Here is a 24,527-nt window from a genome sequence, read left to right as displayed (position 1 = left end):
CTATAACCACACTATAAACCGAAAAATTATTTAAAGATATATTTAAAATACATCTTTAAAATTTAGACACATTTCATTTCACAGAAAAGTCACACACGTAATAACAGTTAAAAAAGCTGGGATTCTGTGGGCGCGTTTTCTTTTCAGGAATTATAGCGGCGCGTATAATAGACAAACAGGGAAGGTGAGACCGATGAAATTAACGATGTATACGGATTATTCATTGCGTGTCCTCATTTATTTGGGAACAAAAGAAGAAAGCAAACTGACTACCATTCAGGAAATTTCGGATGCTTACCATATATCGAAAAATCATTTGATGAAAGTCACGTTTGAACTTGGCAAAGCGGGATTCATCGAAACGGTAAGAGGTAGAGGCGGGGGCATGCGTCTCGCAGATCTCCCCGAGAATATTAATGTCGGGGCGGTTGTCCGGCGGATGGAAGAGGATTTTCACTTGGTGGAATGCTTCAATCCTGAGACCAATACATGTCCAATCTCGCCAATCTGTGGGCTTCGTGGTGTTCTAGGCAAGGCATTGAATGCTTATTTAGCCGTATTGGATGAATACAGCCTGCAAGATTTGCTGTTCAATAAAGAAGGATTGCGCGACTTGCTGCGCACGTAAAAAAGCCTCCATGATTGGAGGCTTTTGTTTACAGTTCAATCGTTTGTGGATCTTTGCCTTTACGGTTCATCAAACGGACACGTGTTGGTGTAATTGCTAAGATAATTAAGTTCGGGTCTTCAGGACCGTCGAACCAACCGTTTAAATGTTCATTCCATACTTTATCAATCAATTCTTGGTCATCTCGCAACGACATCTGTCCCTCGATTTCAAGGAAGCTATCGCCGATGCCTTCACCTTCATAGCCAAGCAGGATATGGGCGTTCGGGTTTTGTTCCAGCTCATCCACTTTTTGTGTTTGCTTGCTAGTCGCGGTGTATAAAGTAAACTCATCGTTGAAGAAGGTCATGTAACGGGAATGCGGCTTATTTTCTTTGATGGTCGCCAAGGTCCCAATCATGCTGTCTTCCATGATTTTTAATGCTTGCTGTTTTAGTTCTTCTTGTGCCATTTCTATCTCTCCTTTAAGGTAAGTCTTTTAAAATACTGTCTTTAAAAGCCGTGAGGGTAGATCATTCTGGATGTTTTTCCTCGCTGGCTGAATCATCTTTAGTGTCGCGCGGATTTTTTTCGTTTTCCATATCCTGTTTCAAGTCTTCTAAAGGAATGGAGTCCACGTTCATTTCTTCTTCATGCATTTCGGTCATGGTTTCTTTGTCCGTCTTGATTTGCTCAGGATTATCCATTGGAGCCCCGTCGCTTGATTTGCGTTCCTTTTCGTTGAAACGTTTTTCTTCTGCCATCGTTAGCACCTCTCCTTTAGCGTTCTTCTCCTTCTATTCCTTAATCGGCATGCTTTAAAACATTAGAACTTGCTGGAGATCGTCGGCTGGCGTATGATAATTTAATAGTTCAAAATAAGGAGGCTGGCTATACAATGACGCAACAACCGAAGATAAATGTGGGCGGGCTGGATTTTGAATGGGACCTTTCGCGAGGGCGTTTTCTGTTTGAAGGACAGAATTCCGTGCTGTTTTGGACATCGACAGCAATGAAAATGTTTTTCGATTCTATCGAAGAAATTTCGGGTGAAGATGCGGCTGCTGTCGTTTTAGAGTCAACAGGATTTCGCCAAGGCCAAGTAGTGGGAGCCTATTTCCATAACATGGGTGGCATATCTGCAATGAAAGCATCTGAACTCATTACTAATACATATGCATCAGCTGGCTGGGGAGTAGCATCTATTCACAATTTGGATGAATCGGCAGGAACATTGGAAGTAATGTTGAAAGACAGCTGGGAATACCAAATTAATCTCGCACAAGGCAAAAAGACCGGTGGCAGTTTTTTGCCGGCTCATTATGCCGGCATCTTTAGCTCTCTTTTAGGGCGCAGTATATGGTACGATGTCGTCCATTCGCAAATCGAAGGGCACGACGAATGCTTAATTCGTTATTTTCCATCGGACGAAACGATTGAAAAGAATATTCATACGCTCGCACGCCGCAAGGAATCAGAAAAAATCCGTGAACTGGAGCAGCTCGTAGATGAAAAGACAGCAGATCTTCACGCCATGATCAGTGAAATTTCCTCGCCGCTCATCCCGGTACTAGAAGATATTGTCGTCGTCCCGCTTCTTGGCCGGTACGATGAAGCGCGTGCTGAGGAACTATTGGTCAAAACACTTGAGAACCTGCCGAAATACAAAGCCCATTATTTGCTGCTCGATTTGACGGGGCTGAATGAAAGCTTTAACCAACATACAGCGATGCTGATTGAAAAATTGGGCTCTGCGGCTTCTTTAATTGGTACAAAGACTATACTAGCAGGCATTTCGCCGCATACTAGCATGACGATTACAGAAGCAGGCGTAGACCTTTCAAGTTACGACTGCTTCCGCACGCTCCAGCACAGTATCCATTTTGCACTGGCGCAAAAGGGTAAAACCATTATCTAAAGCAACTCTCCCTTCTCCTGGATATCGGAAATGGGAGAGTTTCTTTTTGTATAAAAGCGAGTCCATAAAATCCTTAAATTGATAAAGAAAAAACTATTTTGTATATTGTGATTTTTTCGCGAGAATGGTAAACTCTAGGAGAACTATACATAGCTGACCACTGGGGGAGCCGGAACTGACTGGCTGAGACGAGCGAATGCTTGGACCCCTTGAACCTGATCTGGACCATGCCAGCGGAGGGAAGTGGTACGTATGCTTTCTTTTGCCTGCATACACCGCTTTCCCATGGGAAAGCGGTGTTTTTTTATGCACTCGGGAGTCATGCATAAGCTGAGAGGAGTTGAGATATTTTGGATGAAACATGGGGCTATATGGAGTCGGGAGTTTGCACGCCGGCCTACAATATGGCAATGGATGAAGCCTTGATGAATTGGCAGCGCAAGACTGGCATGAAACCAGTCCTTAGATTTTATGCTTGGGCGCCAGCCGGAATTTCAGTGGGATTCTTCCAGAAACTGAATGGCAGTATTGATCTTGAACGTGCTGCACAATTGGGAATTCCTTTGGTCAGGAGACAGACAGGCGGCAAAGCTGTACTTCACGACCAAGAACTCACCTATAGCGTGGTGATTCCAGAGCAGCATCCGTCCATGCCAAAATCAGTGAAAGAAGCGTATTTGGTCATTTCACGCGGATTGATTGAAGGCTATCGCAATTTGGGAATCGAGGCACAGCTTGCGGCAGAAACAAAGCGTTCGAAACAAGCGTCAGCAGTCTGTTTCGAAGAACCGTCTTGGCATGAATTGACGGTTGATGGGCGCAAAGCAGCCGGCAGCGCACAGACAAGAAAACAAGGCATCATTTTGCAGCACGGATCGATTCCACTCGAGCTGGATGAGAACCGTTTGTTTGAACTATTTGTCTATCCGAACGAAGCCGTGAAAGAAAAAGCGCGCCGAGCGTTCCGGTCACGCGCCGTTGCGATCAATGAGCTGATGGGGGAACCAATAAGTTTAGAAGTAGCCCAGAATGCTTTCAAGAGTGGGTTTGGAAAAGGACTTGGCATACGCTTGGAAAAATTCGAACCGCCTGCTGAATTGCTGGAAGAAGTACGCATGCTCGAAGCCAAATACGCAAGTGAACAATGGAACCACAGACGAGAAGAGAAAGGGGAACTTATGCGATGACAAAGACAAAGCAGCGTGAACGTAAACCCGAATGGCTAAAGGTAAAATTAAATACGAACGAAACGTATAACGATTTAAAGAAATTGATGCGCGAGAAAAACTTGAACACAGTGTGCGAGGAGGCGAAATGCCCGAATATCCATGAATGCTGGAGCGAACGCCGTACCGCGACGTTCATGATTTTGGGCGACACTTGTACACGTGCGTGCCGATTCTGCGCCGTGAAAACTGGGCTTCCGAATGAACTCGATTGGGGCGAGCCAGAGCGCGTCGCGGAATCGACGGAAATTATGAACTTGAAACATGTGGTGGTTACAGCAGTTGCCCGAGATGACTTGAAGGACGGAGGCGCAGCAGTTTTTGCAGAAACAGTGCGCGCGATCCACCGGAAAATGCCGGAAACCACAGTCGAGATTTTACCGTCCGATATGAAAGGCGATTACGAAAGCCTGCACATGCTCATGAGCAGCGAACCCGATATTTTTAACCACAACATCGAAACGGTGCGCCGCCTGACAAAACGTGTCCGTGCAAGAGCAACCTACGACCGTTCGCTGGAATTGTTATTGCGTGTCAAGGAAATCGCGCCGCATGTGCCGACCAAGTCGAGCATTATGGTGGGACTCGGGGAAACGAAAGAAGAGATCATCGAGGCGATGGATGACCTGTTGGCGCACAAAGTCGACATCATGACGATTGGCCAGTATTTGCAGCCGACATTGAAGCATTTGGATGTGGTCCGTTATTACCATCCGGACGAATTCCAGGAATTAAAAGAAATCGCACTCGCCAAAGGCTTTAAGCATTGCGAGGCCGGCCCGATGGTGCGTTCGTCTTACCATGCGGATGAGCAAGTGAACGAAACCGCTGTCCAGAAACGCATCAAATACATGAAAGGCGTCGAATCGACAGGCGCAAAAATCGATCGTATCGAGTTCTGAGAAGAGTGATGGCACTAGGCGAACAGAGAGATACATTCTGTACACACAAAAGCAGCGGCACAGGCCGCTGCTTTTTTATGGAGTCTTATTGAATATTTCCTGGGAAATGCTCAGGGGAAAGCCAATTATTTTGCAGTTTTTGCGACTTCCACAATGACTTGAGTGGCTTTTTCCATGTTCTCTGCAGAGATGAACTCGAATTTACCATGATAGTTTTCGCCGCCCGTAAAGATATTCGGCGTTGGCAAGCCCATATAAGATAGTTGGGACCCATCTGTGCCGCCTCGAATAGGCAGGATATCAGGTGAAATTGCCACTGTCTTCATCGCTTGTTCTGCCTGGTCGACGATTTCTATAACTGGCTCGATTTTCTCGCGCATATTATAGTATTGGTCTTCGAGCACGAGTTCGATTGCTTCTTTCCCGAACTCTTCTTGCAATTCAGCCGCTACTTGTTCCATATGGCGTTTTTTCGCTTCGAATTTGCCTTTATCGAAATCGCGCACAAGGTACTGGAGCACTGCTTGCTCGACAGAACCGTTGAAATTATTCAAATGGATAAAACCTTCATAGCCTTCTGTTTTCTCGGGTACTTCATCGGCAGGCATTTTCGCTTGGAAGCGGGTGGCCACCGTGATGGCATTGACCATTTTGTCTTTTGCCGAACCTGGATGGACGCTCGTTCCGTGGACGGTCAGTTTAGCGCTTGCGGCATTAAAGCTCTCGTATTGAAGTTCGCCAAGCGGACCGCCGTCCATCGTATATGCATAATCGGCACCGAAACGGGCAACATCAAATTTATGCGGGCCACGGCCGATTTCCTCATCCGGCGTGAAGCCGACGCGAATCCTACCGTGCTCGATTTCCGGATGTTCGATCAAGTATTCCATCGCTGTCATGATTTCAGCAATGCCTGCCTTGTTGTCGGCACCAAGTAAGGTCGTGCCATCTGTTGTGATTAAAGTATGGCCGATGTAATTTTGCAGAGCCGGGAAATCAGCCGTTTTCATCGTCACTTTGCCGTTTAATGGGATGTCTTTGCCGTCGTATTTTTCAATGCGCTGTGGATTGACGCCTTTGCCGGTAAAGTCGGTCGCGGTATCGACATGTGCCAAAAAACCAATGACCGGTCGCTGTTCAGTAGTAGTAGCCGGCAAGGTGCCGAATAAATAGCCGTGCTCATCGACTTCAACTTCTTTTAAGCCGACGCTTTTCATTTCTTTTTCCAGTTCAGCGAGGAGATCCCACTGGCCGGGTGTTGAGGGCGTTGCATCCTTTTCAAAATCGGATTGCGTGTCGATTTTGGCGTAGCGAATCAGACGTTCGATTAACTTTTCGATCATGGTAAAGCCTCCTATGTAGGTAATGTCTCCATTTTAGCACGAAACTCGAAATAAACAGAAAAACCAGCGCCGGGGCGCTGGTTTTTAAGCTTGTTGTTTGGCGGACAGTGAGCGGACATGGGCTTGTTTGACTTGAGCCAATAAAGCATGTTCCGTCAGCAAGCGGTACCCGGTTTGTGCCAATGCTTTTGCGCCTCTGATCAAAGCCTCATCGCCTGCTTTGGAGCGGGCGGCTTCCCGGAATTCCTCGGTATGGGCAATAAGGCTCTCAGGACCGATTTTGATATAACCATGGGCAGTCGGCACTTCATAGCTGATATTGCCGGCATCGGTCGACCCGAGCCCAGAAATGCGCGAGTCGGCTACGTTGTCGCCCAAAGTTTCAAGCTCCGCTTTAAGAATTTTATCGAGTTCAGGCGTCACGACAAGATCTTTCACTTCATTTTGGAAACGCTCGATTTCGACACGTGCCCCTGTCGCAAGGGCAGCACCTTCAGCGATGGCACGTATTTTTTTCGCCGTCTCAGCGGTTTTCTTCCAGGAGTCGCCGCGAATATAGAAACGGGCGGAGGCGTACTCCGGAATAATATTCGGTGCATCGCCTCCGTGCGTGATGATGCCATGAACCCGTGCATCATCTGGCAATTGCTGGCGAAGGGCGTTGATGCCATTAAACAGTTGAAGCACGGCATCGAGCGCATTAATGCCTTTTTCAGGAGAGCCTGCAGCATGGGCTGGCTTGCCGTAAAAATGAAAACTTAAGGGATCGACGGCAAGCGAAGGGCCGGTAACCGCCGAATTTCCTGATGGATGAAGCATCAATGCAGCATCGATTTTTTCAAGCAGGCCGTGTTTGACGAAGCTGCCTTTCGCGCTGCCGTGTGGTCCGCCTTCCTCAGCGGGTGTGCCAAGGACGACGACACGCCCACCGGTCAATTCCAAGGTTTTACTGAGCGCTATCGCGGCTGCGACACTGGTCGTGCCAATAATATTGTGTCCACATGCATGACCAATTCCAGGCAAGGCGTCGTACTCAGCTAGAAAAGCGATGGTCGGCCCTGGTTTTTGGCTGTCGCGGACTGCGTAAAAAGCCGTCTGATGGCCAGCGACACCATCTTCCACCTGAAATCCGGCTTCTTCGAGTAAACCGGTCAACAGCCCGCTCGCAAAGACTTCTTCATTGCCGATTTCTGGATTTTCATGGATGGCATGGCTGATGCGCAGGTAGTGGGCGCGATTCTTTTCAATCGATCCGGTAATGGTTTCACGTGCTTCGGTAATGGTTGTCATGTGAGGTCCCCCTTGGAATATCGTGTATGAACGATCTGCTGGGTCTGTTGTTTATTGATAATCGACTAATTCTTCAACTGAAACGAAAGTTGGGATTTGAGCGCCTTCTGTGTGCTCGATGACAAATTCAGCGGTATCTTCTTCTTGGTACAATTCAACGATGCGCTGATAGGCTTCGTTGTCCTCTTCGCCAGCTTGTGCGGCAATCAAGTTAATATATGGTTTTGCCGTATCACTTTCTCTCGCAATCGGATCTTCTGTCGGGTTCAATCCAGCGTCCACAGCAATGCCATTATTAACGATGGATGCTGCAACATCAGCCATCGCACGCGGTGTGTGTGCCGAAGTCATCGGGACGATTTCGATGTTTTTCGGGTTGTCGATGATGTCTTCTGCTGTGCCCGTCAATCCGGCATCGTCGGACAAGGTGATAAGCCCCGATTCATCGAGTAAGAGGAGTGCACGGCCCATATTGGTCGCTTCATTCGGCAAAGCGATTTGAGCGCCATCAGGAAGTTCTTCAATCGATTCGTATTTGTCCGAATACAAGCCCATCGGCGCGATAACAGTAGAGCCAATCGGCACGATGTCGACATTATGTTCTTCAACAAATTCATCGAAATAAGAAATCGTCTGGAATGCGTTTAAGTCGAGTTCGCCTTCAGCGAGTGCCAAGTTCGGGGCTACGTAATCCGAGAACGTGATGATGTCGAGCTCGATGCCTTCTTTGGCGGCTTTGTCCCCGACGTAATCCCAAATCGTCGTATCTGATCCACTGATGCCGAGTGTCACTTTCGTTGTTTCGTCAGCTGAACTGTCGTCTCCGCAAGCGGTAAGAAGTGTAGCTAATCCGGCTGTGGCTAAAAGTGCTGTTATTTTTTTCATAATGAAATCCTCCAATTGGTTTTATGATAGTTGATTTGATAGATGTAGAACTTGGTGAGAATAAAATTAACTACGTCGAACTCTGCGGGACATCAAGTTGCCGAGTGATTGGACGCCTTGGACTAAGACAACGAGAATGGCGACCGTCAACAGCATGACCACTGTGTCGAATCGCTGATAGCCGTAAGTGATGGCCAAGTCGCCAAGCCCGCCGCCACCAATGGCACCTGCCATGGCGGATGCGCCGATCAAGCCGACGATAGCGATCGTCAACGCCAAAACAAGTGAACTGAGCGCTTCCGGGATCAGGAATCGGAAAATGATTTGTCCGGGAGAAGCACCCATCGCCTGGGCGGCTTCGATGACGCCTTTATCGACTTCGAGCAAAGAGTTTTCGATGAGTCGGGCGATGTATGGCCCGGCGTAAAATACCAACGGGACGATGGCTGCCGCTGTACCGATTGATGTACCAACGATGATGCGTGTCAGCGGAATGATGGCAACCATCAAAATGATGAATGGCACTGAGCGGAAAATATTGATGACAATGTTCAATACGTTAAATACAGCTTCGTTTTCGAGTAGATGGCCCTTTCTTGTAACGACCAGCAAGATACCAAGCGGCAAGCCGATGACAAGGGAGAATACGAAGGATGCGCCGGTCATATAAAGCGTTTCCCATAAAGCTTCTAAAATTTGTGATTGATCAACCTGCATATTGTTGGACCTCCTCTACTTGAATCTTATCTTTACGAATCGAAGCGAGGGCGCGGTCGATCTCTGCAAGAGCGCCATCGAATTCAACGATCAAATTGCCGTATGGAATGCCCTGAAGTTCTGTAATATTGCCAAACAACACATTCAAATCAAGCTGAAACTCACGCGATACTCTTGACATGAACGGCTGGCCGACTGAATTTCCGGTAAACTGCACACGATAAATGGGCCGAGTGCCGTCGTTTTGGCGAATCTGTTCGAGCAACGAATCGGGCAGCTCGTCATTCATGACAGAACGAACAAAGCGCTTTGTCGTCGCGTGCTGTGGATTGGTGAATACTTCAAACACGCTGCCTTGCTCGATGACGCGTCCTTCTTCCAAGACGGCCACTTTGTCACAGATTTCACGGATAACGCCCATCTCATGGGTGATGAGCAAGATGGTGATATTGTATTCTTTGTTGATCCGGCGCAGTAGATCCAAGATAGACTGGGTCGTCTGCGGATCGAGTGCAGACGTTGCTTCGTCGCAAAGAAGAATGGACGGGTTGGTCGCCAAGGCTCTAGCGATGCCGATGCGCTGCTTTTGACCGCCGGATAATTGATCCGGGTATTTTTTGGCCTGGTCGGCGAGTCCGACAAATTCCAAAAGCTCAGCTACTTTCCGATCGATTTCCGCTTTTGGTGTCTTGGCCAAAAGCAGTGGCATCGCGATATTATGATGCACGGTTTTTGAATTCAGCAAATTGAAATGCTGGAAGATCATGCCGATGTCTTTTCGTGTGTCGCGAATTTTGCGTGCGCTCAACGTGGAAATATCCTCTCCGTGGATCAGCACGCGCCCTGTTGATGGGCGTTCGAGCAAATTCACGGTGCGGATCAACGAGCTTTTTCCAGCGCCGCTGAATCCGATGACGCCGTAAATTTCTCCGGTCTCAACGGTCAAGTCGATGCCATTGAGTGCATGGACTTGCTGTTTTCCGGATACATAAGTTTTCTTGACTGCTTCAAATTGAATCATGGTGTCCCTCCTGTGGCTGCAAATAACGATTCGAATGAGTGCAAACGAACACTTTCTTGAAATAACAACAAAAAGCCCTCTTTTTTCTTATGCGCAAGAAAAAAGAGGGCTCCAAAATATGAAACCATCTCATTCTCATCTTCCAAATGCTAGAGCATTTGCAGGAATTAGCACAGTTTTCGCTGGTTTGCGAATCTGCTGCCGAAACGTCATAGGGCCTGTCCCTCGGTTTCTCTGGATAAGAAAGTGATGTAAGCTATTCAATTCGTGATTCCTACTCTATTTTGAAATAGCGAAAAAGTCAACATGTTTGTTAAAATTTTTTTGGGGGAAATTTCGTTTATATAGTAGTTTAAATTTTTAGAAAAATACACTTGACTTTAAGTATCGCTGCACTCTATACTGTTCCACAAGCAAAAAAAAAACTAAATACTCTTATCACGAGAGGCGGAGGGAATAGGCCCTACGATGCCCGGCAACCAACAGGCTCATGTCTGGAAAGGTGCTAAATCCTACAGTGCGCATTTGCGTCGCTGAAAGATAAGAGGAGGCAAATCCGTAACTAACGGCCCTCTTCTTTCTGAAGAGGGTCTTTTTCTGTCCTCCTCAAATCCGAATAACCGATCACAAAAACAGGAGGAATGAACAATGACAAACTTTAAACCAGAAACTCTACTTTTACACGGCGGCCAAGAACCCGATCCAGTAACAGGGGCACGCGGCGTACCGGTCCATAAAACGACTTCTTATGTATTCAAAGATACAGAGCACGCACAAAACCTATTCGGCTTGAAAGAAGCGGGCAATATTTATTCGCGGATCATGAACCCAACAGTCGATGTATTCGAACAACGCGTCGCATTACTTGAAGGCGGAACGGCAGCGGTTGCTTTGTCTTCCGGAATGGCCGCCATTGCATTCTCTGTATTGAATATCGCTGAAGCGGGAGATGAAATTATTGCGGACAGCAACCTATATGGAGGTACGTATAATCTCTTCGCCAATACCTTGCCGCGTTATGGCATTAACGTAAAATTCGTTGATGCGACCGACCCTGAAAATTTCCGTGCAGCGATTACAGACAAGACGAAAGCCTTGTTTGGCGAAATCATTGGAAATCCTAGTTTGAACGTATTCGATGTGGAACGAGTCGCGGATATCGCCCACGAAAATGGAGTTCCATTATTGATCGATAACACATTCGCTTCTCCTTTCGTCAGCAATCCGATCGAATTTGGAGCAGACGTAGTGATCCATTCCGCCACGAAATGGATCGGCGGGCACGGGACGACAATCGGCGGCGTAGCGGTCGATGCGGGGCGCTTTAACTGGGACAATCCACGCTTCCCGAACTATACCGAGCCGGACGAAAGCTACCACGGCATCCGTTTTGGCATCGACGTGCCGGAAGCGGCGTTCGCTACCAAATTGCGCGTCCAGCTATTGCGTGATTTCGGCCCATCGCTCAGCGCGGACAGCGCCCATGCCTTGTTGCAGGGACTTGAAACCTTGCATCTGCGGATTCCGCGCCATGCGACGAATGCGCAAAAAGTTGCAGAATACTTAAAAGGCCATCCGCAAGTCGAGTGGGTCAATTACCTGGGTCTCGAAGGCCATCCATCGAAAACACTTGCTGATAAATATTTGAAAGACAGCTACGGGTCGATCGTCAATTTCGGCATCAAAGGCGGAAGAGAAGCAGGACGCAAAGTCATCGATGGCGTTCATTTATGGTCGCATGTCGCGAATGTTGGCGACGCCAAATCATTGATCATCCATCCGGCTTCAACGACTCACCAGCAATTGACGGCAGAAGAGCTGAAAAACACTGGCGTTACGGAAGAGTTGATTCGCTTGTCTGTAGGATTGGAAAACCATGAAGATTTAATCGCTGATTTAGAGCAAGCCATTCAAGCGGCAGTACTCGAGAACGCGTAAGGAGGGGATTGGGATGAGCACAGTATCCATCGGCCAGCTAACACTTGAATCAGGCCAACTATTGCCTGAAGTAGAATTGGCGTATGAACGTGTCGGGGAAAGTTCTGCACCTGCGATTCTGGTTTGCCACGCATTGACAGGTGATCAATACGCAGTAGGAACTGCGGATCAACCAGGCTGGTGGGCGGGTCTGATCGGTTCTGGAAAAGCGGTGGATACTGAACAATTCCAAGTCATCACATTCAATGTGCTCGGCGGCTGCAATGGGTCGACAGGGCCGCTGTCCATCAATCCAGAAACCGGGAAGCCTTACCGCGGCACCTTTCCGGAATTGACGATCCGTGACATGGTCAAAGCAGAGCGCCAAGCATTGGAACTATTAGGTATCGACCATCTCACGGCAGTCATTGGCGGCTCTCTCGGCGGTATGAAAACTTTGGAATGGGCGCGGCTTTATCCGGACTTTTTGGATACGGCCATCACGCTCGCGGTCACGCCTTATTACGGAGACTATGGAGTGGCGTTCAACCATATTGGCATCCAGGCAATCGAAAATGACCCTGAGTTCCAAGCCGGTAATTATCCGCTGGGAACGCGGCTAAAAGGATTTGAAATCGCCCGCATGGCTGGTATGGTGACGTACCGAAGCAGCCAATTATTCAACGGGCGTTTCGGTCGTGCACGCAGCGGAAATGACTTTGAAGTCCAGTCTTACTTGGATTACCAAGGACGCAAACTTGCAGGACGCTTCGACCCGAACAGTTACTTGGTTTTATTGAAATCGATGAACACACACGATGTGGAGGATGTAGAATTATCTGCTGAGCTGTTATCGATCTCTTATAGCCATGACTTGTTGTATCCAGGAGAGCTGATGATTCCTTGGGTCGAAAACCAAGCGAATGCCAAATGGGAAAAAATCGAGACGGATTTTGGCCATGACGGATTTTTAGTAGAATTTGAAAATTGGGCACATCACATACAAGCCCAATTGCAGAAAACGGTGAATGCCAAAAGCCATGTATTAGCGTAAATCCGCTCATCAAAAAAGATCGAAGCCATTTAAGCTTCGATCTTTTTTTGCCGTTCGCTCAATCCTCGTCTTTCACATCGACATCATCGGGGATCGGCGTCGCGCGCCATTCTTCCAGTTCCAGTCTGGCGATTTCCATTTGGCGGAAATGGCTATCGAATTGGGAGGTGTTGATCAAGTATTGGGTTCCGTCATGGACTGCGCGAATGCGGCCTTCAAGTATATAGCGATTGACTTGTTCTTCCGGCATCGACAAAAAAGTAGCAGTTTCCGAGACTGTCATATACATGTGATCGCCTCCTCTTTTCTTCTATTATAATCTTATTTCAATCCTATCTCAAACCATTCGTGCCGTGGTATCTTTAGGGAGTAAGAATGAATTTTCCATAATCTAGAATAAGTTTTCTTGTTTAACGACGCGACTTTAATGATATCGAAATGATTAAGAGAGTGGTGGAGAACCGATGCAAATGAAAGCATACATATGGGTAGTATTTGCGGCGATGCTTTGGGGGACGACCGGAACAGCGCAAACTTTCCTCACAGGTCCGGCCCATCCTTTAACAATCGGAGCCGCGCGCCTTGCAATCGGCGGTTTTGGGCTTTTAATATTTGTGTGGATTTCAGGAAATCTAAAAGGCGTGAAGGTTCCGTGGCGATGGGTCGGGCTTTCCGCCTTGTGCATGGCCTTGTTTCAACCTTTCTTTTTTTCTTCTGTGCAGTTAACGGGAGTCGCAATCGGAACGGTTGTAGCAATTGGCAGTGCTCCAGCTTTTTCAGGAATACTGGAAGCGTTCGTTATGAAACGCAAACCTGAACGTGTCTGGATGTTTTCGAGTTTCTTGTCCGTTGCAGGCTGTATTTTGCTTTTTGCGAACCGTGATAGTTATATCGTTGACCCGCTCGGCGTGATGCTCGGGCTGCTAGCTGGTTTGGCATTTGCAGGATATGCCATGTTCAGCAAAAATGTCTTAAGCTTTATGGAAGTAGTACCCGCAGTGGCTATGATCTTTTCGCTCAGCGGCCTTGGCCTATTGCCGTTCCTGTTTTTCCTGGACACCGGCTATTTAGCGGACCCACAAAACTTGATGATTGTGGCTTACTTGGGCCTTGCCACGACAAGCCTCGCATATTTATTATTCTCGAGTGGACTAAAAACCATTCCTTCCTCCTCTGCGGTCACCTTGTCGCTAGCAGAGCCGCTGACAGCTTCTGTTTTGGGAGTGGCGGTCGTTGGTGAAGCATTGAGCGGGCAGTCTTGGCTCGGGGTGGCATTGTTGATCGGCGGCATTGCACTACTTGCTTTCGGAAAGACTAGCAACATTTAAGGATTCCTTCAGAATTTCACTTTATCCTTAAGTTAAAGAGGGATGGGAATCCATTGTGGAGGATCGAAGCAGCAAGTCAGAAACTTTTCGAACACTTCCTGAACAATGTGAATAAGATCAATAAAACCCGCGAGCCAAATTCTTGGCTCGCGGGTTTCGGCATCCGTCAAAAGCATTCGAGTAAAAACAATCCTGCTTTAATGTCGTCCGGGAGACGCATTGCGTTTAGGAAAAATATAAGGGGGAATACTTAAAATGAACTATTAAATTGTAAAGGAGATGATACAGTTGAACGATGTAACCAATTCATTCCAGAATGTTGGGAACACAATTATCAATTATATCCCGAACATTCTCGGTGCCCTGTTGCTGCTTGTCGTTGCGTGGCTCGTTGCTACAATCGTTAGAGCTATTTTCTCGAAAGGGCTAAAAAAAGCAGGCGTTGACAATGCCATGGTAAAAGGACATATGGCTAAAACAAAGGAAGACGCAGATGACAAACTGGACTCTATCGGAAAAATTCTTTATTACTTAATCTTTATCCTGTTTATTCCAAGTGTTTTGCAAGCGCTCGACATGAATAATGTCGCCCAGCCAATCTCGAACATGATGGACAAGTTCCTGGCATTCCTGCCGAATCTGTTCATGGCGATCCTGATTTTGGTTATTGGCTACTTTATCGCGAAATTCGTTAAGAAATTGGTGGAGAGTTTACTAGCCACGATGAATATTGATAAATGGTTCAATAAAATGACCAATAAGTCTGGCGTAAACGAGCGTGTGGCGTCGAGCGATCAAAATACGCTAGCCAAAGTATTGGCGAATGTTGTTTTCGTCATCGTACTGATCCCGATTGTCACGGTAGCGCTTGAAACCTTGAACATCGAATCGATTTCGCAACCGATCGTATTGATGCTCAATCAAGTGCTAGGCATGATTCCGAACATCTTTGTCGGCATCATTTTAATCCTTGCAGGTGTCTTCATCGCGAAATTCGTTGCGGACCTATTGATTGGCCTATTGAATGGCACGGGGATCAATCGTTTCTCTTCTTATTTGAGCCCTGACAAGAACAAAGAGCCATCATTTGATATTGCTCAAATCATCGGCAAAATCGTTCAGGCGATCATCATTATCTTCTTCGTGGTTGAAGCGATGAATGTGCTGCAACTCGATGTGCTGAATTCCATCGGCAGCGCGATTATTGCGTACTTGCCGCTATTGATTAGTTCCTTGATCATCCTCGGCCTCGGGCTTATCGGTGGCAGCATGCTCGGAAATTATATTACACGAGCTTCCGGCAATCGATTGTTCGGCGGCATCGTCAAGTATGCGATTTTCATTATCGCGATCTTCATGACGCTTGATCAATTGAACTTCGCTTCGAACATTGTCAATCTGGCCTTCCTATTCATCATTGCAGGTCTGGCTGTTGCCTTTGCTATCGCTTTCGGAATTGGCGGCCGCGATTTTGCGAAAAACCAATTAGCGAAAATGGAAAAGAAAATAAAAGAAGAAGACGAAAAACCGAATTTGTAAGTAATGCTCCACTGCGCCTGGCTGATGCCAAGGCGCAGTTTTTTTGCGCTTATTATGTCGAGTGATAGGGATAGCCTTCTATGTAAAGTGAATAATTAGTCAATTTTATACATATTGTATAAAAAAGGAAAGTTTCTATAGAGTTTGAAATCTCTATTCTAATATATCATTTAAGTATCTCTGAGATTTTTAGGAAAGTGTTTTTGTAGAGTAGAGCCTATGATAATTAGCTTATATAAAGTGATATTAAAGAGCTAATTTGAACTAAAGGCCTACTAATATAATTGTTTAAATTTTATAAAAATTCTGTTGACGGGCATTTATGCAAGCGGTTACAATCGAAGGAGCTATTAAGACCATAATTTCGGGGGGAGGCGCATGAGCAAATTCTGAGCGAACGCTCAGTCTGGGGTGTATGAAGAGAAAATTTATGCAAAAGGGAGGAGACCTCATGAAGGCTTATAAAAAAGAAGTCCAGTTTACGATTTGGATGACGGCAGCATTTATCCTAGTAGGGAACGTCGGCTTGATCTTTTCGATTTTCCCAGTTGATGCCATGCTATTCGGCTTTCCAGTCATGTATATTGTGCCCATCTTGATGGGATGGTTCGGTGTTTTCTTGTTGACGCTTATAGCGGGGAGAATCGGCAACCGAATCGATGATGAGATTGAAAGAGAAAACGAAACGATCGGCCACGCCGACGAAGCAAAGGAAGTGTAAACGATGGAGCAAAGTTGGCAACTGGACAATCCAATCCTGGGACTGATCGTCGTAGGTGCAACGTTTGTATTGTTTTATATCGTCGGTTTCATATCGAACCGCCAAAGCAAATCAGCTAAAGAGTTGTACGTAGGCGGATCGAATGTTGGAGCGATTACGAACGGCTTGGCGATGGCCTCTACATATATGAGTTTGGCAACGTTTTTAGGCATTACTGCCCTTATCCTGCAATTGCAGGTTCCTTTTATCATGTTGTGGATTCAATTGATTTTGGCTATTCCGTTGATTACGATCATTTACGGAACGAGTTTACGGCGTATGGGAGCATTTTCGCCGACTCATTTTATTCGTGACCGCTATGGCACGACGGCTTCCATCATCGCCGCTTTGTTCATGATTCTTGTGTCGATTATGTATGCGCTCGGCCAAATGATCGGCATCGCGATTACCTTTGAAACCTTGCTTGGCATCCCTTACATTACGGGGCTGTTTATCTTCGGTATCTTGATTGTCGGCTACATCACGATTGGTGGCATGGCAGGGGCAACGAATAACGCGGCGATCCAGATGGTCATCATCGCCTTGATGTTCATCGTGCCGCTTGCAGCAATCATGAAAGCAATCGGCGCCTCAGGTTGGTACTTCCCGCCATTATTGTATTCGGATATGGTGCCCGCAATGATGGACGCGTTGCCATCGTTCTTTGATTATCAATTCTCGCCCAAATGGTATTTCTCCATTATCCCAGCGCTGACAATTGGTGCTCTTGGATTGCCTCATTTGGCGATGCGCGTTTACACGGCTTCTTCATTGAAAAGTGCGCGTTCCGCGATGGTCTGGTTCGCCTTTATTCTCGGTTTAGTGTTCTCTGCAACGTATGCCATGGGCTTTGTTGGGGTTTTTGCAACAACCACACAAGGCGTGACAATTTCCGACGGCGATGCAGACAAATTAACGATCATTTTGAACATGGTCTATAACCCTGAATGGGTAACGGCGCTTGTGATTGCCGGTGCAATTTCGGCGGGTCTTTCAACATTGAGCGGAAACTTGCTGGCAATTGGCGCTTTGATCTCACAGGACATCATCTCTACATTGAAACCGAACATCTCGCAGCGTTTGAACTTGCGCATCGGCTTTATTGCAATTTTTGCAGGAGGGATTGCGAGTATCCTGCTTGCCATTAACCCGCCAGCATTCCTGGTCGTCAGTATTCTCTGGGCATTTGGCTTGGCAGGTGTCACCAATGCGCCGCTGATCATCGTTGGCGTCTGGTGGAAAGAAGCGAATAAATTTGGTGCCATTGCAGCATCTGTAGTTGCTGGTGCTATCTATATCATCGTGTCACCTTTTGTGTTCCCGAGCATCGTACTAACGGGTCATGCTGTCACAGATGGCATGGGGCTTTCCGGTGCCATGCTTGCAGTGCCGATCAGTTTTATCTTGCTGATTGTAGTTTCTTATATTACGAACCGCATGCCAGCACTATCTGGAAAATTGACGAAGCAAGCCGATATCGAGTTAATCGAACGGATACACGGTTGGAAAGATATCAAGGCGTATCGTTATAACAGCACGATCGGCGCAGGCATCACAGTTGTCGTTTCTGCCGCTGTCGCAATTTGGGCGTTAATGCCTTGGGGAATGTAAATGGTAAAGGGAGTGGCAAAGTTGGTTGGAAAAATGATAAGCCTGGATGATCCATCTTACCGGTCATTCCTGGAATTACCGAAAACCGAAACGGTGAGCCGGCTGTTATTGCTCATCGTGGGACTAGGCTACGGCGCGATTTCAATCGCGTCGCAAGCCTCATACATAAGCAGTTTTGATTCCGGGTTATTGCAGAATTTTCTTGTTCCGGCCATCTTCATCGTTTTTGGCATCTTGACGGCGCTTATCACAAAAGTCGGTATGGCAGCACTGCTGTGGGCTGGATCAAAGGCGCTTGGCGGCACGGCGAAATACCGTGCCATCAGCTTAGTGGCTCCAGTTGCACTACTTCCAGGATTGCTCGGTACGCCCTATTTAACGGGGGTGGGCAATGGGGCTTGGTGGGTAAGTCTTTTTCTTATAATCGGTGTCGTGTGGATGTATTTGGTCAGTGTGAAAATTATTCAGACGGTTCAAGGGTTCACGGCGAAAAAAGCGTATCTATCGGTTATGATGGCGTTCTTGTTTTTGGCGAGTATTTATTATTTGATCATCCCTGCGAGTTAAATACGAAATGGAGGAAATGATATGAATGTCGAACAATTGATTGCACCTGAACAATACAATATTACTTCTGAGTTGGAAGTGTACAAAAATGATGCGGAACGAATTGCGGTGCGCTGGTTTGACGCAGACAATCAGCGTATCGAATTGTCTTATCAAGATCTTTTTTCCAAAATGAACCAATATGCACAAGCCCTCATCGAACTAGGGCTTGAAAAAGGAGACCGCGTCCTCATTATTCTGCCGCGGATTCCGGAAGCATACATGACATATTTGGCATGCTTGCGTGCAGGCCTTGTTGCAATTCCTTGTTCTGAAATGCTGCGCAAAAAAGATTTGAGCTACCGCATGGAGCATTCAGGTGCAAAGGCGATTATCGCGCACTATAAGACGACAGCTGAAACGAATTCCATTGAAGAAAAGTACGATGCATTGAACAATAAATTGATTGTAGGCGGAACTGAACAAGGATGGAAGTCGCTGGAACAGCTAGCTGATGCACAATCGGAAGAGTTCGAAGCGGTCAATACGAAGCGGGAGGATACGGCATTTTTATCGTATACATCTGGAACAACCGGCAATCCGAAAGGTGTCGTCCACGTACACGGGTGGGGCTATGCGCACGTCCGGACGGCAGCGACTGAATGGCTTGGCGTGCAAAGCGGCGATATCGTCTGGGCAACAGCAGCACCAGGCTGGCAAAAGTGGATTTGGAGCCCGTTTCTTTCGACCATTACGCTCGGTGCGACCGCGCTCGTCTACAATGGCGGTTTCGATGCGCTGAAATATTTGGACATCCTCAAGGAAGAAAACGTTAACGTGTTGTGCTGTACGCCTACGGAATACCGCATCATGGCCAAGGTCGAAAACTTGAACGATTATAAATTACCTAATCTGCGCAGTGCCGTTTCTGCCGGGGAGCCGCTTAACCGACAAGTAATTGATGCTTTCCAGGAGGCCTTCCAGTTAAATGTCCGAGATGGCTACGGGCAGACGGAGAATACTTTGCTCGTGTGCATCTTACAGGACATGGATATGAAACCTGGTTCAATGGGGAAACCGACTCCGGGAAATCCAGTGGATATTATTAACGAAGACGGACAGCCGGCGGCAGCTGGGGAAGTGGGCGATATTGCTGTACACAAAAGCTGCCCTGCCTTGTTCCGAGAATATTACCGGGATCCGGAGCGGACAAAAGCATCTTTCCGCGGTGATTGGTATTTAACGGGAGACCAAGCTTCACGCGATGAAGACGGTTATTTCTGGTTTGAAGGCCGTAGCGACGACATCATCATTTCTTCCGGCTACACAATCGGGCCATTCGAAGTGGAAGATGCGCTTATGAAGCACCCGGCCGTACAGGAATGTGCAGTAGTGGCGGCGCCCGATGAAATTCGCGGCAATATCGTTAAGGCGTTTGTTGTATTAAGAGAGAGTGGCAGACAGGACGAGGAAATGGTTAAGGAATTGCAGGACCATGTCAAAGGCATCACTGCCCCTTATAAATACCCGCGTGTTATCGAGTTTCTGAAGGAACTGCCAAAAACAACTTCCGGAAAGATCCGCCGTGTAGAATTGCGTAAAATGAAGGCATAACTAGCAAGCCGCGCTGGCACAAGCGCGGCTTTTTTTAAGCTGTTTAAGTTTGAATGGTTTCGTCAATATATAGAAGATGGACATGTAAACAGTGCAGGCATCGGTGCGTTTAGAGGAGGTCTCTTATGGAACAATGGATGACATCGGTTATGGAAAATTACGGATATTTCGGGATTTTTCTGCTGATTCTGTTAGAGAATGTGTTTCCACCCGTCCCATCGGAAGTGGTTCTGACGGCTGGTGGATTCATGACCTCGACCACCAGTTTGACGATATGGGGAGTTATTTTATCTGCTACGGCTGGATCGGTTGCAGGGGCTGCTGTGCTTTATGGGCTTGGGCTTTTGCTGGATGTAGAACGGCTTGAGCGGATTATCGATAAACATGGCCGGTGGCTGCGCCTGAAAAAAGCGGATCTCTATAAAGCGGATCGCTGGTTTGATCGTTTCGGGGGATTCGCCGTATTTATTGGGCGGCTAATCCCACTTATCCGTAGCCTCATCTCAATCCCGGCAGGCATGTCCAATATGAAATTCGTACTTTTCCTGACATTTACGACAGCGGGCACCTTAATCTGGAACACGGTGCTCGTTTATGCCGGGCGGGCTGTCGGAGACAACCAAGAAGCAATCCTGCAGCAATTAAGCGTCTATTCAAACCTTGTCTATGCCTTGCTTTTTGTGGGTGTGGTGATTGGGTTGTGGATGTTTAAAAAAAGCCGCAGTACTGAGCGATAGGCTTATGGAATAAGGAAGTTATTCAGGAGAAGGGTGGAGGAGTTTAATGAAACCGATTTTATTCATTACCCAAAAATTGCCAACAGAGGCAGTGGCTGAGTTGCACGACGTCTACGAGGTGCGCATGTGGCCAGAAGAGGAACGCAATGCACCACGTGAAAAACTACTGGAAGAAGCGAAAGAAGCGCAGGCGCTGTGGACGATGCTAGGCGACCAAATCGACCGTGAGCTGTTCGAGTCGGCGCCGCATTTGAAAATCGTCGTCAATTTGGCGGTCGGTTATAATAATGTGGATCTTGATGCAGCGCGAGAACATAACGTGATCGTGACGAATACGCCAGACGTTTTGACAGAAACAACGGCTGACTTAACATTTGCGCTAATGCTGGCGACAGCCCGGCGCCTGGTCGAAGCGGAGAGAATGGTCAGAACAGGCGAATGGCAAGCCTGGACACCGATGGGAATGACTGGGCAGAATGTACACGGTTCAACGGTCGGCATCATAGGCATGGGGCGGATTGGAGAAGCAGTGTGCCGTCGTGCGCAAGGCTTCAATATGGAAGTGATTTATCACAACCGAACTCGCAAAAATTTGGAAGACGCAGACTATGCGGAACTCGATGATTTATTGAAGCGTTCTGATTTTGTTGTGATCCTTGCTCCTCTGACAGAACAGACAAAAGGCATAATCGGCGAACGTGAACTGGCTCTGATGAAAGACACCGCGATTCTTATCAACTGTGGCAGGGGCGGAATTGTTGATGAACAAGCCCTTTATAAAGCGTTGAACAGTAAAGCGATTTGGGGAGCGGGGCTCGATGTATTCGAGCAAGAACCCTTGCCGCTTGACCATCCGCTTCAGACACTCCCTAATTTGACGGTCACGCCGCATATCGGCAGCGCCACCGTTCAGACACGCTACGCCATGATGGAACTGAACAAAAAAGCATTACTGGCGTGCGCGAACAGCAAGCCCATCAAGAATAGAGTATGCTGAGATAGGCAGTCCCGGCCACCGGGGCTGTTTTTCATTGTCTGCTAAGACGAAGCGTTAGGAGAAGTTGAATTTTTTGGCGTACTGGGGTAAAATAGGCTAGGTTTTTCCTGCATTAAGGGAACGGGCCAAATCGAAAATCAGGAGGTATGATTCATGCAAAATCATACACATAACGTTTTACTGTATTACCTATATACCCCAATCGAGAATCCGGAAGATTTCGCAGCTGAGCATTTGGCCGCCTGCAAAGAATTGGGATTGAAAGGCCGCATTCTCGTATCAGACGAAGGAATCAACGGCACATGCTCCGGCACGATCGAGCAAACTGAACAATATATGGAAATGATGAAGAACGATTCGCGCTTTGCCGACATCGTTTTTAAAATCGATGAAGCGGATGGCCATGCTTTCAAAAAAATGCATGTTCGTGCGAAAAAAGAAATCGTTCACCTTGGACTTGAAGAAGATATTAACCCGAATGAATTGACCGGCAATTATTTGGAGCCGGAAGAATTTTATAAATTGATGCAAGATCAGGATACGGTAGTCATCGATGCACGCAATGACTATGAATACGATTTGGGACATTTCCGCGGCGCGGTGCGTCCAGACGTTGAAACTTTCCGCGATTTGCCAGAATGGATCCGCGAAAACAAAGAGCAGTTTGAAGGCAAGAAAATTTTGACGTATTGCACGGGCGGAATCCGCTGTGAAAAATTCTCAGGCTGGATGAAACGCGAAGGCTTCGATGATGTCAACCAACTTCACGGCGGCATCGTCACTTACGGCAAAGACCCGGAAGTTCAAGGCAAGCTTTGGGACGGACAGTTATACGTCTTTGATGAGCGCATCGCTGTACCGGTCAATCGCGTTGAACACACGATTGTCGGGAAAGACCATTTCACAGGCGAACCTTGTGAACGCTATGTTAACTGCGCGAACCCTGAATGCAACGCGAAAATATTGTCTTCAGAAGAAAACGAGCACAAGTACATGCGCTCATGTTCAGACGAATGCCGTGAACATCCACGCAACCGCTATGCTTTTGAGCATGGCTTGACAGGCGCGGAAGTACAACAGCGTCTTGATGCGTTAAAAGAAACTTCACAATCGTAAGCAATTGAAAAAGCCTGAACGGCATTCCCGTTCAGGCTTTTTTCAGAGTGTTGAAGAAGTCCATAGTTCGCTCTCAATTATGAAAGAGAGAACCTTTTTCTATATTCAACATTCAATAACCTCTCTAAGTATTTGGAGAAGCGTTCGCTCGACTCCAGTGGATTAGCGAGACGACCGAGACCCCGCAAGACGCGAAGCGGCTGAGGAGGCTTGGGCGCGAGCCCGCGGAAAGCGAGCGATAAGCTTCGGAAAATACGGTTTTATCCCTTTCTCGACAGCTTGGAAAAAGCCTGAACGGCATTCCCGTTCAGGCTTTTTTTATGGATCAATTGTCGAGTTCTTCTGCACAATCATGGCAAATTAATTCGCCGTCGATATAGACGCCGTCCAAAAATCCATCACGGCAATAGACTTCTTTGCCGCAATTGCTGCAAGGGCCGATGAGCTCATGCATGTTGCAATGCATCCGCGTGCACGTGCATCGCGTCTTTCAAATAATCGGATAAGCCCTCTCCGTGTTGATCGATGGTCCGGGAGAAGCGGCTATCATTTGCGTAAAGGTTCGCTAAGTTGCGGAACATTTTCGGTGTACATTCATAGAAACGATCAAGTAAATGATAATAAGCGGCCATTTCTTTCTGGACTGCTAATGCGTCGGCCGGTAAATGCATTAAACTTGCAACAGCGCTATAAATACGGTTCGCTTCACGGTCGATTTCTTCCAGGTTTTCCGCTTCTTTTTCAGGTTTAGCAGTTTCAGAAGCTGAGTCATCGAGAACGCTTGTCTCGTCTTTAATGTTTTCAAGGTCTTCTTTAACAGATACCTCAATCTCCGGTTTCTGGTACAAATCGATGCGGTCCGGTGTATGGCGGATCGAGAAAGCGGAAAACCGCTGTTCATTACTCAAGGATTTCCCAGATGAAAATTCCTCTCGAGTCATGCGCGCATTGTCGATCAATTGCTCGATGCGATACTTTTTCTGCTCAAGCAATTCGATATGGCGCGCCATCGCGTATTCAGCGTCATAGCCGTTTTTAATAATTTCCTGAATTTTCTTCAGCGAAAACCCAAGTTCTTTAAGGAATAGGATTTGCTGAAGCAATTTTAAATCTTCATCGCTGTAATAGCGGTATCGGTTTGAGCCTTTATTGCTCGGTTTCATTAAATCGATGCTATCGTAATGATGCAGCGTACGCACACTGACGCCCGCGATTTTTGCCACTTCTTGTACTTTGTACATTTCAATCACCTCTACTCTTGATTAGACTATGACGAATGGTCAGTGTCAACCGTTTCTTAGTAATTTTCATGCAAAGTTGAACAAATATCCCTAGCTTTTAAAAGTTATAGGAGGAAGTTAGAAAAGCGTGTAGGAGTTTTCTGTTTTGTAGGGAATAG

At 47.1% G+C, this 24,527-nt stretch carries 25 protein-coding genes and 3 riboswitches; of the genes, 15 read left to right on the top strand and 10 right to left on the bottom strand.

The genetic code is table 11. The features are described from left to right. The first annotated feature begins 193 nt into the window (after positions 1 to 193). On the top strand, positions 194 to 628 hold the full coding sequence (locus tag BBI11_RS13640) for an RrF2 family transcriptional regulator (RefSeq protein WP_068464551.1): 435 nt from the start codon (positions 194 to 196) through the stop codon (positions 626 to 628). Between the two features lie 28 nt (positions 629 to 656). Here BBI11_RS13640 and BBI11_RS13635 read toward each other — a convergent pair whose 3' ends face one another. Both BBI11_RS13635 and BBI11_RS13630 read right to left on the bottom strand, forming a co-directional pair. Further along, entirely contained in the window at positions 657 to 1,079 is a 423-nt protein-coding gene (locus tag BBI11_RS13635; protein WP_068464548.1) for a pyridoxamine 5'-phosphate oxidase family protein, read from the bottom strand. Positions 1,080 to 1,140: 61 nt separating this feature from the next. Next, positions 1,141 to 1,371, bottom strand: a complete 231-nt coding sequence (locus BBI11_RS13630; RefSeq protein WP_068464545.1) for a hypothetical protein — start codon at positions 1,369 to 1,371, stop codon at positions 1,141 to 1,143. 134 nt (positions 1,372 to 1,505) lie between these two features. Here BBI11_RS13630 and BBI11_RS13625 point away from each other — a divergent pair, with 134 nt between their 5' ends. From BBI11_RS13625 to lipA, 3 genes are all read left to right on the top strand, one after another. Then, complete coding sequence (locus BBI11_RS13625) at positions 1,506 to 2,525, top strand: STAS domain-containing protein (protein WP_068464542.1); 1,020 nt, start codon at positions 1,506 to 1,508, stop codon at positions 2,523 to 2,525. A 152-nt stretch (positions 2,526 to 2,677) separates the two neighbouring features. Then, positions 2,678 to 2,784: riboswitch (TPP riboswitch) on the top strand. 88 nt (positions 2,785 to 2,872) lie between these two features. After that, a complete protein-coding gene (locus BBI11_RS13620; RefSeq protein ID WP_156889076.1) occupies positions 2,873 to 3,712 on the top strand; it encodes a lipoate--protein ligase family protein in 840 nt (279 codons plus the stop codon). After that, a complete protein-coding gene (gene lipA / locus BBI11_RS13615) occupies positions 3,709 to 4,653 on the top strand; it encodes a lipoyl synthase (RefSeq protein WP_068464538.1) in 945 nt (314 codons plus the stop codon). Before BBI11_RS13620 ends, lipA begins: the two co-directional genes overlap by 4 nt. Before the next feature lie 125 nt (positions 4,654 to 4,778). On the opposite strand, the gene pepT is transcribed toward lipA, so the two are convergent. The 5 genes from pepT to BBI11_RS13590 all read right to left on the bottom strand — a co-directional run bounded on the left by pepT (position 4,779) and on the right by BBI11_RS13590 (position 9,909). Continuing rightward, the gene (pepT, locus tag BBI11_RS13610) at positions 4,779 to 5,996 is read right to left on the bottom strand and encodes a peptidase T (RefSeq protein ID WP_068464533.1); all 1,218 of its coding nucleotides are present in this window, start codon (positions 5,994 to 5,996) and stop codon (positions 4,779 to 4,781) included. Positions 5,997 to 6,080: 84 nt separating this feature from the next. Further along, the gene (locus BBI11_RS13605; RefSeq protein ID WP_068464530.1) at positions 6,081 to 7,286 is read right to left on the bottom strand and encodes a M20 family metallopeptidase; all 1,206 of its coding nucleotides are present in this window, start codon (positions 7,284 to 7,286) and stop codon (positions 6,081 to 6,083) included. Between the two features lie 51 nt (positions 7,287 to 7,337). Continuing rightward, positions 7,338 to 8,171: a MetQ/NlpA family ABC transporter substrate-binding protein gene (locus tag BBI11_RS13600; protein WP_068464526.1), complete on the bottom strand. Its 834-nt coding sequence runs from the start codon at positions 8,169 to 8,171 to the stop codon at positions 7,338 to 7,340. 66 nt (positions 8,172 to 8,237) lie between these two features. Then, the gene (locus BBI11_RS13595; RefSeq protein WP_068464523.1) at positions 8,238 to 8,888 is read right to left on the bottom strand and encodes a methionine ABC transporter permease; all 651 of its coding nucleotides are present in this window, start codon (positions 8,886 to 8,888) and stop codon (positions 8,238 to 8,240) included. Continuing rightward, positions 8,878 to 9,909 (bottom strand): methionine ABC transporter ATP-binding protein, encoded by a 1,032-nt coding sequence (locus BBI11_RS13590; RefSeq protein WP_068464518.1) that lies wholly within the window; start codon positions 9,907 to 9,909, stop codon positions 8,878 to 8,880. The genes BBI11_RS13595 and BBI11_RS13590 overlap by 11 nt, the downstream gene beginning before the upstream one ends. A 132-nt stretch (positions 9,910 to 10,041) precedes the next feature. Then, positions 10,042 to 10,154: riboswitch (SAM riboswitch) on the bottom strand. A 187-nt stretch (positions 10,155 to 10,341) separates the two neighbouring features. Beyond that, positions 10,342 to 10,456: riboswitch (SAM riboswitch) on the top strand. Positions 10,457 to 10,557: 101 nt separating this feature from the next. On the opposite strand from BBI11_RS13590, the gene BBI11_RS13585 reads away from it, so the two are divergent. After that, the gene (locus BBI11_RS13585; RefSeq protein ID WP_068464510.1) at positions 10,558 to 11,847 is read left to right on the top strand and encodes an O-acetylhomoserine aminocarboxypropyltransferase/cysteine synthase family protein; all 1,290 of its coding nucleotides are present in this window, start codon (positions 10,558 to 10,560) and stop codon (positions 11,845 to 11,847) included. Positions 11,848 to 11,860: 13 nt separating this feature from the next. Beyond that, entirely contained in the window at positions 11,861 to 12,880 is a 1,020-nt protein-coding gene (gene metX / locus BBI11_RS13580) for a homoserine O-acetyltransferase MetX (protein ID WP_068464507.1), read from the top strand. Between the two features lie 58 nt (positions 12,881 to 12,938). Here the strand turns inward: metX and BBI11_RS13575 are convergent, their stop codons facing one another. Next, positions 12,939 to 13,169, bottom strand: coding sequence for an excisionase family DNA-binding protein (locus BBI11_RS13575; protein ID WP_068464504.1), 231 nt, complete (start codon positions 13,167 to 13,169; stop codon positions 12,939 to 12,941). Between the two features lie 175 nt (positions 13,170 to 13,344). Between BBI11_RS13575 and BBI11_RS13570 the strand changes: the two genes are divergently transcribed. The 9 genes from BBI11_RS13570 (at position 13,345) to trhO (ending at position 23,128) form a co-directional block, all read left to right on the top strand. After that, positions 13,345 to 14,208 carry a DMT family transporter gene (locus BBI11_RS13570; protein ID WP_068464501.1) on the top strand — a complete coding sequence of 288 codons (864 nt, stop codon included), beginning with the start codon at positions 13,345 to 13,347 and terminating at the stop codon, positions 14,206 to 14,208. 288 nt (positions 14,209 to 14,496) lie between these two features. After that, entirely contained in the window at positions 14,497 to 15,747 is a 1,251-nt protein-coding gene (locus BBI11_RS13560) for a mechanosensitive ion channel (RefSeq protein ID WP_068464494.1), read from the top strand. 451 nt (positions 15,748 to 16,198) lie between these two features. Beyond that, the gene (locus BBI11_RS13555) at positions 16,199 to 16,468 is read left to right on the top strand and encodes a hypothetical protein (RefSeq protein ID WP_068464491.1); all 270 of its coding nucleotides are present in this window, start codon (positions 16,199 to 16,201) and stop codon (positions 16,466 to 16,468) included. A 3-nt stretch (positions 16,469 to 16,471) separates the two neighbouring features. After that, positions 16,472 to 18,118, top strand: a complete 1,647-nt coding sequence (locus BBI11_RS13550; protein ID WP_068464488.1) for a solute symporter family protein — start codon at positions 16,472 to 16,474, stop codon at positions 18,116 to 18,118. A 33-nt stretch (positions 18,119 to 18,151) separates the two neighbouring features. Then, a complete protein-coding gene (locus BBI11_RS13545; protein WP_237150278.1) occupies positions 18,152 to 18,685 on the top strand; it encodes a hypothetical protein in 534 nt (177 codons plus the stop codon). A gap of 21 nt (positions 18,686 to 18,706) precedes the next feature. After that, on the top strand, positions 18,707 to 20,278 hold the full coding sequence (gene mbcS / locus BBI11_RS13540) for an acyl-CoA synthetase MbcS (protein ID WP_068464483.1): 1,572 nt from the start codon (positions 18,707 to 18,709) through the stop codon (positions 20,276 to 20,278). 125 nt (positions 20,279 to 20,403) lie between these two features. Then, positions 20,404 to 21,015, top strand: coding sequence for a DedA family protein (locus BBI11_RS13535; RefSeq protein ID WP_068464480.1), 612 nt, complete (start codon positions 20,404 to 20,406; stop codon positions 21,013 to 21,015). Between the two features lie 46 nt (positions 21,016 to 21,061). After that, positions 21,062 to 22,012, top strand: coding sequence for a 2-hydroxyacid dehydrogenase (locus tag BBI11_RS13530; RefSeq protein WP_068464477.1), 951 nt, complete (start codon positions 21,062 to 21,064; stop codon positions 22,010 to 22,012). Positions 22,013 to 22,165: 153 nt separating this feature from the next. Beyond that, positions 22,166 to 23,128 carry an oxygen-dependent tRNA uridine(34) hydroxylase TrhO gene (gene trhO, locus BBI11_RS13525; RefSeq protein ID WP_068464475.1) on the top strand — a complete coding sequence of 321 codons (963 nt, stop codon included), beginning with the start codon at positions 22,166 to 22,168 and terminating at the stop codon, positions 23,126 to 23,128. A gap of 325 nt (positions 23,129 to 23,453) precedes the next feature. Here the strand turns inward: trhO and BBI11_RS16695 are convergent, their stop codons facing one another. Both BBI11_RS16695 and BBI11_RS13520 read right to left on the bottom strand, forming a co-directional pair. Continuing rightward, positions 23,454 to 23,582, bottom strand: a complete 129-nt coding sequence (locus BBI11_RS16695) for a hypothetical protein (protein WP_257785553.1) — start codon at positions 23,580 to 23,582, stop codon at positions 23,454 to 23,456. Further along, on the bottom strand, positions 23,575 to 24,369 hold the full coding sequence (locus BBI11_RS13520; protein ID WP_068464473.1) for a MerR family transcriptional regulator: 795 nt from the start codon (positions 24,367 to 24,369) through the stop codon (positions 23,575 to 23,577). Before BBI11_RS13520 ends, BBI11_RS16695 begins: the two co-directional genes overlap by 8 nt. Positions 24,370 to 24,527 lie beyond the last annotated feature (158 nt).

It is taken from the genome of Planococcus maritimus, assembly GCF_001687625.2.
In the GTDB taxonomy this organism is placed as follows: domain Bacteria; phylum Bacillota; class Bacilli; order Bacillales_A; family Planococcaceae; genus Planococcus; species Planococcus maritimus.
This window is presented reverse-complemented; position numbering and strand designations above follow the sequence as displayed.

What these genes read in the sequence shown, in the direction of transcription:
- BBI11_RS13640 (WP_068464551.1), top strand. Translation starts at nt 194, where the DNA reads ATGAAATTAACGATGTATACGGATTATTCATTGCGTGTCCTCATTTAT.
- BBI11_RS13635 (WP_068464548.1), bottom strand. Translation starts at nt 1,079, where the DNA reads ATGGCACAAGAAGAACTAAAACAGCAAGCATTAAAAATCATGGAAGAC.
- BBI11_RS13630 (WP_068464545.1), bottom strand. Translation starts at nt 1,371, where the DNA reads ATGGCAGAAGAAAAACGTTTCAACGAAAAGGAACGCAAATCAAGCGAC.
- BBI11_RS13625 (WP_068464542.1), top strand. Translation starts at nt 1,506, where the DNA reads ATGACGCAACAACCGAAGATAAATGTGGGCGGGCTGGATTTTGAATGG.
- lipA (WP_068464538.1), top strand. Translation starts at nt 3,709, where the DNA reads ATGACAAAGACAAAGCAGCGTGAACGTAAACCCGAATGGCTAAAGGTA.
- pepT (WP_068464533.1), bottom strand. Translation starts at nt 5,996, where the DNA reads ATGATCGAAAAGTTAATCGAACGTCTGATTCGCTACGCCAAAATCGAC.
- BBI11_RS13605 (WP_068464530.1), bottom strand. Translation starts at nt 7,286, where the DNA reads ATGACAACCATTACCGAAGCACGTGAAACCATTACCGGATCGATTGAA.
- BBI11_RS13600 (WP_068464526.1), bottom strand. Translation starts at nt 8,171, where the DNA reads ATGAAAAAAATAACAGCACTTTTAGCCACAGCCGGATTAGCTACACTT.
- BBI11_RS13595 (WP_068464523.1), bottom strand. Translation starts at nt 8,888, where the DNA reads ATGCAGGTTGATCAATCACAAATTTTAGAAGCTTTATGGGAAACGCTT.
- BBI11_RS13590 (WP_068464518.1), bottom strand. Translation starts at nt 9,909, where the DNA reads ATGATTCAATTTGAAGCAGTCAAGAAAACTTATGTATCCGGAAAACAG.
- BBI11_RS13585 (WP_068464510.1), top strand. Translation starts at nt 10,558, where the DNA reads ATGACAAACTTTAAACCAGAAACTCTACTTTTACACGGCGGCCAAGAA.
- metX (WP_068464507.1), top strand. Translation starts at nt 11,861, where the DNA reads ATGAGCACAGTATCCATCGGCCAGCTAACACTTGAATCAGGCCAACTA.
- BBI11_RS13575 (WP_068464504.1), bottom strand. Translation starts at nt 13,169, where the DNA reads ATGTATATGACAGTCTCGGAAACTGCTACTTTTTTGTCGATGCCGGAA.
- BBI11_RS13570 (WP_068464501.1), top strand. Translation starts at nt 13,345, where the DNA reads ATGCAAATGAAAGCATACATATGGGTAGTATTTGCGGCGATGCTTTGG.
- BBI11_RS13555 (WP_068464491.1), top strand. Translation starts at nt 16,199, where the DNA reads ATGAAGGCTTATAAAAAAGAAGTCCAGTTTACGATTTGGATGACGGCA.
- BBI11_RS13550 (WP_068464488.1), top strand. Translation starts at nt 16,472, where the DNA reads ATGGAGCAAAGTTGGCAACTGGACAATCCAATCCTGGGACTGATCGTC.
- BBI11_RS13545 (WP_237150278.1), top strand. Translation starts at nt 18,152, where the DNA reads ATGATAAGCCTGGATGATCCATCTTACCGGTCATTCCTGGAATTACCG.
- mbcS (WP_068464483.1), top strand. Translation starts at nt 18,707, where the DNA reads ATGAATGTCGAACAATTGATTGCACCTGAACAATACAATATTACTTCT.
- BBI11_RS13535 (WP_068464480.1), top strand. Translation starts at nt 20,404, where the DNA reads ATGGAACAATGGATGACATCGGTTATGGAAAATTACGGATATTTCGGG.
- BBI11_RS13530 (WP_068464477.1), top strand. Translation starts at nt 21,062, where the DNA reads ATGAAACCGATTTTATTCATTACCCAAAAATTGCCAACAGAGGCAGTG.
- trhO (WP_068464475.1), top strand. Translation starts at nt 22,166, where the DNA reads ATGCAAAATCATACACATAACGTTTTACTGTATTACCTATATACCCCA.
- BBI11_RS16695 (WP_257785553.1), bottom strand. Translation starts at nt 23,582, where the DNA reads ATGCATGAGCTCATCGGCCCTTGCAGCAATTGCGGCAAAGAAGTCTAT.
- BBI11_RS13520 (WP_068464473.1), bottom strand. Translation starts at nt 24,369, where the DNA reads ATGTACAAAGTACAAGAAGTGGCAAAAATCGCGGGCGTCAGTGTGCGT.